The sequence below is a fragment of the Hydrogenivirga okinawensis genome (assembly GCF_055385515.1).
In genome coordinates this window covers 1,213,665-1,225,961 of record NZ_AP042386.1, presented here as the reverse complement: position 1 = coordinate 1,225,961, position 12,297 = coordinate 1,213,665, and the positions used below count along the sequence as shown (strand labels likewise).

The following is a 12,297-nucleotide window of genomic DNA, read 5'->3' as shown; positions in this document are numbered from 1 at the left end:
ATATAATAATCCTATGAGAAGAGATTTTATAGATCTCTGGAACCTCGATCCCGAAGAAGCCTGGTACATAGTGAAGAGGACCGGGAAGGTAAAGTCGGGAGAGGAGGAGATCGAGAGGGCTCTGAAGGGAAAGAACGTAGCCCTTCTCTTCACAAAACCTTCAACGAGGACGAGGGTATCTTTTGAGGTCGCTATAAATCAGCTCGGAGGTAACTCCTTCTTTCTTCAAGAGAGCCAGCTCCAGCTCTCGAGGGGGGAGGACGTGAGAGACACGGCAAGGACCCTATCGAGATACCTCGATGGAATAATCGTGAGGACTTACTCCCACACGTGGCTCGAAGAGTTCGGAAAGTGGTCGGATATCCCCGTGATAAACGCTCTAACCGACAAATCCCATCCGTGTCAATTACTTAGTGACGTCTTTACCCTCTACGAGAAATTCGGAGAGGGAATTAAGGAGATAAAGATAGCCTACGTGGGAGACGGGAACAACGTATGTAATACGTGGCTCGTTGCAGCGGGTCTCTTTGGTCTGAATCTGTTCGTTGCGACTCCCGAAGACTACGGTCCAGACAGCTACTACCTTCAGGCGGGTCTCGACCTTTCCAACTTCACCGGTGGAAATATATACCTAACCACCAACCCGGTGGAGGCGGTTCGCGATGCGGACGTGATTTACACCGACGTGTGGTTCAGCATGGGGGACGATAAGAGTGAGGAGAAGGTAGAAGCTCTGAAACCCTTTCAGGTGAACGAGGAACTCCTCTCCCACGCCAAGGAGAGTGCTCTCGTTATGCACTGCCTCCCGGCCAAAAAAGGTGAGGAAATAACGGAGGAGGTTTTCGAGAGGTTTGCCGATTTCATCTTTACCCAAGCTGAGAACAGACTTCACACTCAGAAAGTTCTCTTAGAATTCCTGTTTACTCAACAGTAACGGTCTTAGCAAGATTTCTCGGCTGATCCACGTCGAGTCCGAGCTTGCTCGCTATGTGGTATGCAAGGAGCTGTAAGGGAACGGCAGTAACGAAGGGGGAGAAGTCCTCTTCAACCGGAGGTACGCTGATAAGATTATGAGACAGCTTCTCGAGCTTCTGATCTCCCCGGAAGCCCACAGCTATAACTATACCTTTCCTCGTCCTGATCTCTTCTATATTCGAAAGCGTTTTTTCGTAAACCCTGTCCTGAGGGGCGACGACCACTACGGGCATGTTTTCATCTATCAGGGCTATGGGTCCATGCTTCATCTCCCCGGCAGGATATCCCTCCGCGTGGATGTAGGAGATCTCCTTGAGCTTAAGGGCACCCTCGAGTGCTATAGGGTAGCTGAGATACCTTCCCAAGTAAAGGAAGTCCTTCTTCTTCATGTACTTTTCGGCGAGCTTCTCCACTTCCTCAGATTCTTCAAGGGTCCTCTCTATGTTAGCTGGAACTTTGAGGAGCTCCCTTATCAGCCTGTCCCTTTCGGGATGGGACTGGGAGGCGAGGTAGTAAAGAGCCGCAAGCTGAGCGGTGAAGGTTTTCGTCGCCGCCACCCCTATCTCAGGTCCCGCGTGGGTGTGCAGTGAGTAATCCGACTCTCTATCTATGGAACTTCCTATTACATTAACAATAGCGAGGGTTTTGGCTCCCTTTTCCTTGGCAAAGTTCACCGCGAACTTCGTGTCTATCGTCTCGCCCGACTGGGATACTCCTATGATCAGATCCTCCTCGGAAACTGGATAGTCAGCGTACCTGAACTCGGAGGCGTAGACGACCTCCGTAGGAACTCCAGAGTACTTCTCTATCCAGAACTTGCCTACAAGACCCGCATGGTAGGAGGTTCCGCAGGCTATTATGAGTATTCTCCTGAAATCTTTTAAAGAGAAGGGAATCTCCTCCTCGGAGATCAGCCCCCTTACAGTGTCCCCGACCGCCTTGGGCTGTTCGTAGATCTCCTTGAGCATGAAGTGCTTAAAGCCCGCTTTCTCTGCCGAGATGATGTCCCACTGAACGAGCATGATCTCTTTGGTAACGGGATTGCCGTTGAAGTCGTAGATGTTCACCCCCTCAGGGGTAAGGTCCGCAATCTCTCCATCGTTCAGGGTGATAACCCGGCGGGTGTAGGGGAGTATGGCAGGTATGTCTGAAGCTAAGAAGTTCTCTCCCTCACCTATGCCGACCACAAGGGGGCTTCCCTGTTTCACCCCGACTATGCGGTTGGGTTCATGAACCGTTATCACCGCAAAGGCGAAAGCTCCCCTCAGCTTACCGACTACCTTTAGAACTGCTTCAAGGAGGTCTCCCTCGTAGTTCCTCGATATCAGGTGAGCTATAACCTCGGTATCAGTGTTGGACCTGAACTTAACCCCCTGAGCCTCGAGGTCCCTCCTCAGCTCCAAGTAGTTCTCTATTATGCCGTTGTGGACTACGGCGAACCTTTCCTTCTCGTCGGTATGGGGGTGGGCGTTCTCCTCGGAGGGCTCCCCGTGGGTAGCCCACCTTGTATGACCTATCCCCGTCTTTCCCTTGTAGGGCTTCCCCCAAAGGCTCCTCACGAGCTCCCTTATCTTCCCCACCTTCTTCTCGACTACGAGCTTCCCGTCCTCCACTATTGCCACGCCGGCGGAATCATATCCTCTGTACTCGAGTCTCTCCAACCCTCCCAGTATCAGGGGGAGTGCCGCCTCCTTACCCGTATAACCCACTATTCCACACATGGCTCTATTCTAACCTCCCTACCGGCATAATGTATAGGGGCTCCTCATCCGTTCTTGCACCGACTATATCCTTTAGATCCTCGTCGTAGAAGGCTCCGATGACAACTGTTCCGAGATCCAGAGCTGTCGCCTGAAGGTAAAGGTTTTGACTTGCGTGTCCGACCTCGTTTAAGACGTACCTTATACCTCTTCTGCCGTACTTCACCGTTGTTCTCTCAAATACGGCGAAAAATAGGACTATGAGAGGCGCCAAGAGTATCTGCTCCTGAGAGAGACCAGCCCTGTAGATGTCTTTGGAGTAGTCACCCAGCCTGACTGCCAAGAGGGCGTGCCTGTGAGGATCGTATCTGTAAACTCCCACTTCGAGATCCAGCACCCTCGTAGCGTGTATGTAAACTTCCAAGGGATAGAGAGCTCCAGCGGAAGGAGCTGTCCTGAAGCCGTAAGGGTGAGTTACTCCCTGAGCAGACCAGAGGAGCTGGGAGACCTCTTCTAAGGTTAGGGGTTGAGGGGAGTACTCCCTCACCGATCTCCTCCTGAGCAGCGCTTCCTCTACGCTCATCTCCCCCTTCGTCCTCGGTTTGGGAAGGGATAGGATCATAGCTTAAAGTTAAAATAATTAGCATGCTTTGGCAAAGATCACTCAAGGATCTCTCAGAGCTCGTAGCTAAGGGAGAGGTGAAGCCCTCCGAGATCGTGGAAGCTTTCGCAGAGAGGTTCTCAGAAACTGAGGATAAGGTGAGGGCTTATATAACACCCCTCTTCGAGAAGGCTATCGATGATGCTAAGGAGAAGGAAAAGGGAAAACCAGAAGGAAAGCTCTTCGGGCTCCCGATAGCGGTAAAAGACAACATACTCATCAAGGGAGAGAGATGTACCTGCGCTTCCAAGATATTGGAGAACTTCATAGCTCCCTACGATGCGACGGTGATAGAAAGGTTAAGGAAAGAGGGGGCGATTTTTGTTGGTAAGACAAACATGGACGAGTTCGCCATGGGGTCCTCCACCGAGTACTCCGCCTTTTTCCCCACGAGAAACCCCTGGGACACGGAGAGGGTCCCCGGAGGGTCCTCCGGAGGTTCGGCGGCGACGGTCTCGGTTCTATCCGCCCCTGTTTCCCTTGGATCGGATACAGGAGGATCCATACGTCAGCCAGCAAGCTTCTGCGGAGTGATAGGGATAAAGCCTACCTACGGTAGGGTCTCGAGGTACGGACTTGTAGCTTTCGCCTCTTCCCTCGATCAGATAGGTGTCTTCGGGAGGAGAACGGAAGACGTCGCCTTAGTTTTGGAGGTCATAAGCGGACACGATCCGAAGGACTCGACCTCTGCCAGTAAGCCCGTTCCCAACTACTCCGAAGAGATCAAAAAGGATGTAAGAGGTCTCAAGGTCGGACTTCCCAAGGAGTTCTTCGAGTTCGGGATCCAGAAAGAGATAAGGGACACCTTCGATAAGTTCATAAGATCTCTCGAAGGACTCGGCTGTGAGGTAGTGGAGGTCTCTCTCCCTCACGTGAAGTACGCTATCCCTGCTTACTACATAGTAGCTCCCTCAGAAGCCTCCTCAAACCTTGCCCGTTACGACGGGGTGAAGTATGGATATAGGGCAAAGGATTACGGCGACCTTTATGAGATGTACGCCAAGACGAGGGACGAGGGTTTCGGAGCTGAGGTAAAGAGGAGGATAATGTTAGGAACCTTTGCCCTCTCGGCAGGATACTACGACGCTTACTATCTTAAGGCTCAGAGAGTCAGGAGGCTTATATACGATGACTTCATGGGAGCCTTCGAGAAGGTAGACTTTATAGCAAGTCCCACGACGCCGACCCTCCCCTTCAAACTGGGTGAGAGGCTTGAGAATCCCATAGAGATGTATCTTTCGGACATACTCACTGTTCCGGTGAACCTTGCCGGTCTTCCGGGAATATCGATACCGATAGGTTGGGTGAACGGTCTCCCCGTCGGAGGACAGCTCATAGGAAGACCCTGGGACGAGGCGACGATCCTGAGAGTTTCCTACGCTTGGGAGCAGATCTTCCCCCACTACGAAAAAGTGCCTCAGTTATGAGGATACTCTCCTTAGACACCTCCTTCTCCTTCTTCAACTTCTCGGTAGTGGAGGAGGGGAGAGTAGAACTGATTCACTACCTCGATACGGATAAAAAGACTCTCCAGAACTTGCCGAAGGTTCTTGACGAGCAGTGTATAAGACCCGAGGAGTTCGATGCCTTCGCTGTATCGGTCGGTGTAGGATACCTCACCTCGCTCAGGATCGGGGTAACCTTCATGAAGACCTTGGCTTACACCCTGAAAAAGCCTATAGTCTCCTTCGAGAACCTATATTTGCTCGGAAGGTTCACCCCTGCACCCCTGCCCAAAGTTCCCTACCTGAAGGTGAGCACGAATGTCTTTTACAGAGTTTTCGAGAAAACCAAGGTTTCCGAAGTCAATCTGTACAGAGAAGAGAAGATAAAAGGGTTCGGGATCAGTCTGTCCGTATTCGAAGAACTCTGCATAACCGGAGAAAGGTTCTTACATCCCTTCTTTCCCTTTTCCGCCTACGGTGGGATATACGCTTACGAGCTTTTAAAGGAAAAGCCCGAAGGGGAGAACGTCTTTAATATAGAACCCCTCTACCTGAAGCCCCCGGTTTAAGTTATCTCCTCTTCCTCTTCTTTCAGTTCCTCTATCTCCTTAGGGGGAGCTGGTTCTGGTATGGGAGGTTTGAGGAAGAGCAGAGTGAAGCAGAAGAGGTCTAGTCCCAGGATAAGAGCCCAAGAGAGGAACATGAAGAGGAAGGCATCCCCGTCCATGAGATCAATTGTATCTTATGACCCTAACCTTTTCCAGAGTTATAAGGCCGCCTTCGATGAGCTCGGATATCTCCGGAAGAACCTCCTCTATCTTCTTCTCACAGTCCACTATCTCTATAACTATGGGCAGGTCGGAGGAGAGCTTTAGAATCTTCTGCTCGTGGATGACCGAGGATTTCCCGTATCCTAATATCCCTCTGAAGACCGTAACCCCCGCAACACCTCTATCTCTGCAGAGTTCCGTTATGAACTTGTATAGGGGCTTCCCCTCGTGTCTGTCGTTCTCACCTATGAAGATCCTGACTAAAACAGCCTCCTCGCACCTCATACAGCCCTCCCGAGGTTGTAGCCTATCAAAGTCATGAGTATCCCTACTATGTTCGTCGTCCCTACGTAGAGGAGGAACTTCGTCAACTCACCGTTGAAGAGTAGGTTGAAGCTCTCGTAGGAGAAGGTGGAAAAGGTGGTAAGACCTCCGAGGAATCCGGTGATTATCATAGCCCTTGCCTCGGGCGATAAGATCAATCTTTCCACAAGGTAGGAGTAAGAGAGACCTATCAAGAAAGCTCCGATCACGTTTACTAAGAGGGTTCCCAAAGGAAAGTCTATCCCCACCTGCGTCTGGACGAACTTTGAAATCAAGAACCTTAACAGGGATCCTGTGGCTCCTCCGATAGCTACCGCGACGAGTACTTCCATACCTCAGCCCTCTCCATAGTTATCAGACCTCTACGGAGATACTCCCCGATCTCCTCGATCACCTCTTTCGCTTTACTTTCCTCTTCAACGAACTCTATAACAACCGGAAGGTCGTAAGACAAGCTCTCTATTCCTTCGTAGTGGAACTCCCCGGTGGTTCCGTAACCCAAGATAGCTTTAAGTGCTGTGGCTCCTCCAATTCCCCTTTCCCTGAGAAGTTCCACAATGAACTTGTAAAGAGGTTTCTCTTCGATCTCTTCACTCTCCCTAAGAAATATCCTCACGAGAACCGCCACCGAAGTATTTTAAAATGAAGTCCATGAAGGAAAAGATAGTTCTCGAGGTGAACGGAAAGAAAGTGAGACTCAAGGACTTCCCCATGAGAGCCCTGAGGGGTACGGTGCTCGGTTTTATAAAAAGTCTGAACCTTGAAGAGGATCCGAAGGAGATAAGGATATACATAAACTTAGATGAAAAGGATAGCGGAGAGTCTTGAGTTTGAGGTTCATGAGGATCAAAGGCTCGATACCTTTCTGAGCAGAGCCTACCCTGATCTCTCGAGGAGCTACATAAAAAAGCTGGTAGAACAGGGCTTCGTCTACGTAAACGGGGAGGAGGTAAGGAAGCCTTCAAAGAAGGTTAAAAGGGGAGACAGGGTGATCCTGAACGTTCCGGAGCCAGAGCCTTTGGAGGTAAAGCCCGAGAACATACCGATAGACATAATCTACGAGGACGAGGACATAGCGGTGGTTTTCAAGCCCTGCGGGCTTGTCGTCCATCCTTCGCCGGGTTACACCTCGGGAACGCTCGTGAACGCCCTCCTCTACCATTTAAGGAACCTCTCCTCCATCGGTGGGTTCGAGAGACCGGGGATAGTCCACAGGCTCGACAGGGAGACAATGGGAATAATGGTGGTCGCCAAGAACGATACGGCCCACAGGAAACTTTCCGAAGAGTTCGCTGAAAGAAGGACGGAGAAGCTCTATAGGGCCATCGTAAAGGGAGTTCCCCAGCAGGATCATGGAGTGATAGAGCTCCCTATAGGCAGGCATCCGGTTCAGAGGAAAAAGTTTTCCGTTTTCTCCCCTTCCTCTAAGCCTGCCAAGACGGAGTTCTGGGTTTTAGAAAGGTTTCGGAAGCTGGATATATCCCTCCTCAAAGTAAAGATCCATACCGGGAGGACGCACCAGATAAGGGTTCACCTCTCCTCCCTCGGCTTTCCTGTTTTAGGAGACAGAACCTACGGATTTAAGAGGAGTTCCGTCCCCGAGGAGATAAACGATCTTATGGGGGAGTGCAATATGCTCCTCGCTTATAGACTTGGCTTTCACCACCCGGGAACAGGAGAGTGGAGGGTCTTCGAGATAGAGAATCCAGAGCCCTTCAAGAGCGTTCTTGAAAAGATAAGGAAGTTAGAGAATCACTGAGGGAACCTCAGGCAGAGGACCTGTTTTATTCCTACTTCCAAACCTGATGAGGAGCCTATACCATGCTAAAAGCTTAGTCTAAACCCCTGCCATAACCTCCTGTCTTAGCTCCTGAGCCATCTCGACCATGTTCTTGAGGGCGGGCTCTACCTCCTCCCACCTCCTCGTCTTGAGTCCGCAGTCGGGGTTTACCCAGAGGAGTTCCTTGGGCAGAACCTTCATAGCCCTCTCCATCACTAACTTCATCTCCTCCTTCGTAGGGATCGCGGGAGAGTGGATGTCATAGACTCCTATGCCTATCTGTCTGTCCCAACCCTTGAACCTCTCAAAGGCTTCTATTATTTCCCCTTTGCTCCTTGATGCCTCTATAGATATGACGTCGAAGTCCATCTGGTAGATGTATTCAATTATCTCGTTGAACTCCGAGTAGCACATGTGGGTGTGTATCTGGGTCTCCGGCTTTGCCCTCGAGCAGAGCCTGAAGGCTTTGACCGCCCAGTCGAAGTAGTCCGCCCAGTCTCTCCTCTTGAGGGGGACTCCCTCTCGGAAGGCAGGTTCGTCTATCTGAATTATCTTTATCCCTGCGCTCTCAAGGTCTCTCACCTCATCTAAGAGGGCTAAGGCTATCTGGTAGGCTATCTCCCTCTTGGGAACGTCCTCTCGGTAGTAGCTCCAGTTGAGGATAGTAACGGGTCCCGTGAGCATCCCTTTGACGGGCTTTTGAGTTAAAGACTGGGCGTAGGTTATCTCCTCAAGGGTCATAGGTTTGGGTCTTGATACGTCTCCGTAGATTATGGGGGGTCTGTAAACCCGTGAGCCGTAGGAGAGAACCCATCCGTGCTTGGTGGTTGCCACACCGTCGAGCTTGAAGGCGAAGAACTCTACCATGTCCGTTCTCTCAAACTCTCCGTGGACGAGGACGTCCAGACCCACCTCCTCCTGGAAGGCTATCACGTGCTCTATCTGCTTTCTTATGAAGTCCTTGTACTCCTGCTCGCTTATCTTTCCGGTCCTGTAGGCGGTTCTCATCTTGCGAACTTCGGGAGTCTGAGGGAAAGAGCCTATGGTGGTGGTAGGGAAGAGGGGGAGGTTGAGCCTTTCCCTCTGTATCTTGTCCCTCTCCTTGTAAGGTAGCTCTCTCCTGAAGTCCTCCTCCTTAAGGGCGGTTATCCTTCTCCTGACCTCCGCATTCTCTCCGAAGCTGACTTCGTGGAGTTCCTTGCTCTCCTTCACCTTCTTAAGAGCCTCTTCATTACCGCCGAAGGCGGTCTTTAAAATCTTAAGTTCTTGGAGCTTCTCCTTCGCGAAGGCGAGTCTCTCTTTGAGACCTTCGGGCAGTTCCTCCTCGGGCTCTACGGTAACAGGAAGATGGTAGAGGGGGCACGAGTTGGAGACCGAGAGGTTTTCGGTGAGCTTGGAAAGTTCCTCAAGGAGACGGAGCTTCTCGCTGAGGTTCGCCCTCCATGGCTGTCTTCCGTTTATGACTCCCGCTATTAGCTCCTTATCCTTCGGAAAGCCGAACTTCTTTATGTTTTCGTAGTTTTCGGAGTTGGAGACGAGGTCAAAGTGTAGCGCCCGAACGGGAAGGGAGACATACCTCTCGTAGTCCGAGACGCTGTCGTAGTAGGTAAAGAGGGCTATATCGATTCCGACCTTTGAGAGTTCGGAGTAAACGCTATGCACCACGTCCCACTGCCAGTCTTCGGTGTCTAAGACCAAAGCGGGCTCCTCTATGTGAACCCTCTGACAACCTGCCTTCTTCAGGGACTCCAATACATTCTTGTAAACGGGGGTAAGTTTCTGGGCGAGCCTCTCGAACTGATTTTTGTCCTCTATCTTCTCTATCTCGTAAATGGGAAGTTCCCCTTCCTTCCTCCTGAGGGCTTTGGACATCCTGAGGAAGGTGAAAGGTCCTATTATCTGGGGTGCTGTCTCGTAACCCTTTTGCCTGTAGAAGGTGTAGTCGTTGAGGGGCTTGTTTATGAACAATTTAAACTCTTCCCTCTCAATTTCGGGGACGAGGTAGTGGTAGTTGGTGTTGAACCACTTGGTCATCTCGAGGGCGTTCTTCCCACGAGCCATCTCGAAGTATGTCTCCATTCCCTTGAACTCTCCGAACCTCTGGGGGACGGCTCCCACCATCAGAGCGGTATCTAACATGAAGTCGTAGTAGGAGAGCTCGTTGGAAGGTATTACGTCTACGTTCTCTTTATAGAGCTCCGCCCTCCAGAGGGCTAAGTCCCTCATTCCCGCGTGGAGCTCCTCCTCGCTTATACTCCCCTTCCAAAAGTCTTCAAGGAGCTTCTTAAACTCCCTCTTCTCTCCGAGCTTTGGGAAACCAAAGGCGATGGCTTTCATCTCTGACCTCCGAGCAGTTCGTGGGAACTCTTAATTATAAGTCAAAAGTGAATTATAATCTTCCCCATGGGTTACAGGGTTGCCATAGTGGGTGCGACGGGTGAGGTAGGAAGAACATTTCTGAAGATTTTAGAGAAGAGAAACTTTCCCGTTGACGATCTAATCCTCTTTGCCTCCGAAAGATCCGAGGGAACCAAACTCACCTTCAGAGGCAAGGAGTACGAAGTTAGGGCTCTCAGCAAGCAGAGGAGCTTTAAAGGGATAGACATAGCCCTCTTCTCCGCCGGTGGGAGCATAAGTAAGGAGTACGCTCCCAAGTTCGCCGCCGACGGAGCGGTCGTTGTAGATAACTCCTCTGCCTGGAGGATGGATCCGGAGGTTCCCCTCATCGTCCCGGAGGTCAACCCTGAAGACATTCACATGTTCAAAAACAAAAGGATAATAGCCAACCCCAACTGCTCAACAATACAGATGGTCGTGGCTCTGAAGCCCATCTACGACTACGCAGGAATAACAAAGGTGGTAGTAGCTACCTATCAGTCGGTCTCCGGTGCGGGAGCCAAGGCTATAAGGGAGCTCGAAGAGCAGACGAGGGCGTGGTGCGAAGGAAGACCCATGCCCGAAGCCAAATACATAGCCAAACAGATAGCCTTCAACGTTGTTCCCCACATAGACGTATTCTTGGAAAACGACTACACGAGGGAAGAGATGAAGATGCTCAACGAAACGAGGAAGATAATGCACGATGAGAACATAAGGGTCTCCGCCACCGCGGTCAGAGTTCCCGTCTTCTACTCCCACTCAGAGGCTATCCACTTGGAGACGAAGAAGGCTATACCTCCGGAAACCGCGAGGGATATTCTCTCCAAAGCTCCCGGAGTCGTGGTCGTGGACGATCCCAAAAACAACGAGTATCCCCTCGCTGTAGACGCGGCTGGAAGGGACGAAGTTTTCGTAGGAAGGATCAGGGAGGATATAGTGTTCACCCCCGGGTTGGCGATGTGGGTGGTGGCGGACAACATAAGGAAGGGTGCGGCGACCAATACGGTTCAGATAGCCGAACTCCTCGTAAAGGAAGGGCTTGTGTAAGCTATAATTTATTCATGCTATCCCGAAGGGTATCCCAGCTCAAGCCCTCCGCGACCCTGACCATAACCGCAAAGGCTAAGGAGCTCAGGGCAAAGGGTGTAGACGTAATAGGTTTCGGCGCGGGAGAACCGGACTTCGATACCCCTGAGTTTATAAAGGAAGCTTGTATAAAAGCTCTTAAGGAGGGAAGAACCAAGTACGCCCCTTCTGCGGGTATTCCCGAACTCAGGGAAGCCCTTGCCAAGAAGCTGTTTGAAGAGAACAGAATAGAGTACAAACCTTCGGAGATAGTGGTTTCTACAGGGGCTAAGATGATTCTCTTCCTGATATTCATGACGATCTTGAACGAGGGCGATGAAGTACTCCTTCCGTCCCCCTACTGGGTGACCTACCCCGAACAGATAAGACTCTTGGGCGGAGTTCCCGTAGAAGTTCCCACTTCTCAGGATAACGGATTTATCCCCACTGTAGAACTGCTTGAAGAGTACATAACCCCCAGAACCAAGGCGGTTGTTATAAACTCACCTAACAATCCCACGGGAGCCGTTTACCCCAAGGAGGAGCTTAAGAGATTAGCCGAGTTCTGTGTGGAGAGGAACATATACCTTATCTCCGACGAGTGTTACGAAACCTTCGTTTACGATGAGGAGTTCGTTAGCCCCGCTTCCCTCTCACCGGAGGTAAGAGAGCTTACCTTTACGGTAAACGCCTTCTCCAAAACCTACTCAATGACGGGATGGAGGGTCGGATACGTAGCCTGCCCGGAAAAGTACTCAAAGGTTATAGCTAACCTGAACAGCCAGACCGTCTCCAACGTTACCACCTTCGCCCAGTACGGTGCCCTCGAGGCACTGAAGAATCCGGAAGCAAAGAAGTTCCCGGAGAAGATGCGGGCGGAGTTCCTGAAGAGGAGAAACAGAGCTTACGAGCTATTGAAGGACATACCTGAGGTGAGCGTCTTCAAACCAAAGGGCTCCTTTTACATATTCCCAGACTTCTCCTATTACGCTAAAAAGCTCGGGAGTGATATAAAGCTCGCCGAATACCTCCTCGAGGAGGTGAAGGTCGCCTGCGTCCCCGGCTCGCCCTTCGGGACGGAGGGTTACCTTCGACTCTCCTACGCCACCAGTATGGAGAACATAGAGGAGGGTATAGGAAGGATAAAGGAGGCGGTGCTCAAGCTGTGACTTATATTTTTATTTGACAGTCGTCGGAG

Annotated in this window: 14 protein-coding genes; 7 read left to right on the top strand and 7 right to left on the bottom strand. The window is 51.1% G+C overall.

The features are described from left to right. Nucleotides 1-13: 13 nt before the first annotated feature. On the top strand, nucleotides 14-934 hold the full coding sequence (argF, locus tag ACZ483_RS07055; RefSeq protein WP_464323472.1) for an ornithine carbamoyltransferase: 921 nt from the start codon (nucleotides 14-16) through the stop codon (nucleotides 932-934). Here argF and glmS read toward each other — a convergent pair. Next, the gene (glmS, locus tag ACZ483_RS07050; protein WP_464323471.1) at nucleotides 921-2,696 is read right to left on the bottom strand and encodes a glutamine--fructose-6-phosphate transaminase (isomerizing); all 1,776 of its coding nucleotides are present in this window, start codon (nucleotides 2,694-2,696) and stop codon (nucleotides 921-923) included. The genes argF and glmS overlap by 14 nt on opposite strands. A 4-nt stretch (nucleotides 2,697-2,700) precedes the next feature. Continuing rightward, nucleotides 2,701-3,297 carry a SagB/ThcOx family dehydrogenase gene (locus ACZ483_RS07045; RefSeq protein ID WP_464323470.1) on the bottom strand — a complete coding sequence of 199 codons (597 nt, stop codon included), beginning with the start codon at nucleotides 3,295-3,297 and terminating at the stop codon, nucleotides 2,701-2,703. Nucleotides 3,298-3,320: 23 nt separating this feature from the next. Between ACZ483_RS07045 and gatA the strand changes: the two genes are divergently transcribed. Continuing rightward, entirely contained in the window at nucleotides 3,321-4,763 is a 1,443-nt protein-coding gene (gatA, locus tag ACZ483_RS07040) for an Asp-tRNA(Asn)/Glu-tRNA(Gln) amidotransferase subunit GatA (protein ID WP_464323469.1), read from the top strand. Then, entirely contained in the window at nucleotides 4,760-5,350 is a 591-nt protein-coding gene (locus ACZ483_RS07035) for a tRNA threonylcarbamoyladenosine biosynthesis protein TsaB (protein ID WP_464323468.1), read from the top strand. The genes gatA and ACZ483_RS07035 overlap by 4 nt, the downstream gene beginning before the upstream one ends. Here the strand turns inward: ACZ483_RS07035 and ACZ483_RS07030 are convergent. From ACZ483_RS07030 to ACZ483_RS07015, 4 genes are read right to left on the bottom strand one after another with little or no spacing between them, the layout of a single operon-like run. After that, nucleotides 5,347-5,508, bottom strand: coding sequence for a hypothetical protein (locus ACZ483_RS07030; protein ID WP_464323467.1), 162 nt, complete (start codon nucleotides 5,506-5,508; stop codon nucleotides 5,347-5,349). The two genes, ACZ483_RS07035 and ACZ483_RS07030, sit on opposite strands and share 4 nt — an antisense overlap. Before the next feature lie 4 nt (nucleotides 5,509-5,512). Beyond that, on the bottom strand, nucleotides 5,513-5,836 hold the full coding sequence (locus tag ACZ483_RS07025) for a DUF190 domain-containing protein (protein ID WP_464323466.1): 324 nt from the start codon (nucleotides 5,834-5,836) through the stop codon (nucleotides 5,513-5,515). Continuing rightward, nucleotides 5,833-6,207, bottom strand: coding sequence for a fluoride efflux transporter CrcB (gene crcB, locus ACZ483_RS07020; protein ID WP_464323465.1), 375 nt, complete (start codon nucleotides 6,205-6,207; stop codon nucleotides 5,833-5,835). Before crcB ends, ACZ483_RS07025 begins: the two co-directional genes overlap by 4 nt. Beyond that, nucleotides 6,186-6,503, bottom strand: a complete 318-nt coding sequence (locus ACZ483_RS07015; protein WP_464323464.1) for a DUF190 domain-containing protein — start codon at nucleotides 6,501-6,503, stop codon at nucleotides 6,186-6,188. Before ACZ483_RS07015 ends, crcB begins: the two co-directional genes overlap by 22 nt. A 23-nt stretch (nucleotides 6,504-6,526) precedes the next feature. Here ACZ483_RS07015 and ACZ483_RS07010 point away from each other — a divergent pair, with 23 nt between their 5' ends. Together ACZ483_RS07010 and ACZ483_RS07005 are read left to right on the top strand one after the other, a co-directional pair. Further along, entirely contained in the window at nucleotides 6,527-6,703 is a 177-nt protein-coding gene (locus ACZ483_RS07010; protein WP_464323463.1) for a hypothetical protein, read from the top strand. Continuing rightward, nucleotides 6,678-7,634, top strand: coding sequence for an RluA family pseudouridine synthase (locus tag ACZ483_RS07005; protein WP_464323462.1), 957 nt, complete (start codon nucleotides 6,678-6,680; stop codon nucleotides 7,632-7,634). The genes ACZ483_RS07010 and ACZ483_RS07005 overlap by 26 nt, the downstream gene beginning before the upstream one ends. A gap of 78 nt (nucleotides 7,635-7,712) precedes the next feature. Here the strand turns inward: ACZ483_RS07005 and metE are convergent, their stop codons facing one another. Continuing rightward, complete coding sequence (metE, locus tag ACZ483_RS07000; protein WP_464323461.1) at nucleotides 7,713-9,992, bottom strand: 5-methyltetrahydropteroyltriglutamate--homocysteine S-methyltransferase; 2,280 nt, start codon at nucleotides 9,990-9,992, stop codon at nucleotides 7,713-7,715. 66 nt (nucleotides 9,993-10,058) lie between these two features. Here metE and asd point away from each other — a divergent pair, with 66 nt between their 5' ends. Further along, nucleotides 10,059-11,081: an aspartate-semialdehyde dehydrogenase gene (asd, locus tag ACZ483_RS06995; protein WP_464323460.1), complete on the top strand. Its 1,023-nt coding sequence runs from the start codon at nucleotides 10,059-10,061 to the stop codon at nucleotides 11,079-11,081. Nucleotides 11,082-11,095: 14 nt separating this feature from the next. Beyond that, complete coding sequence (locus ACZ483_RS06990) at nucleotides 11,096-12,268, top strand: pyridoxal phosphate-dependent aminotransferase (RefSeq protein WP_464323459.1); 1,173 nt, start codon at nucleotides 11,096-11,098, stop codon at nucleotides 12,266-12,268. The last annotated feature ends 29 nt before the right edge of the window (nucleotides 12,269-12,297 follow it).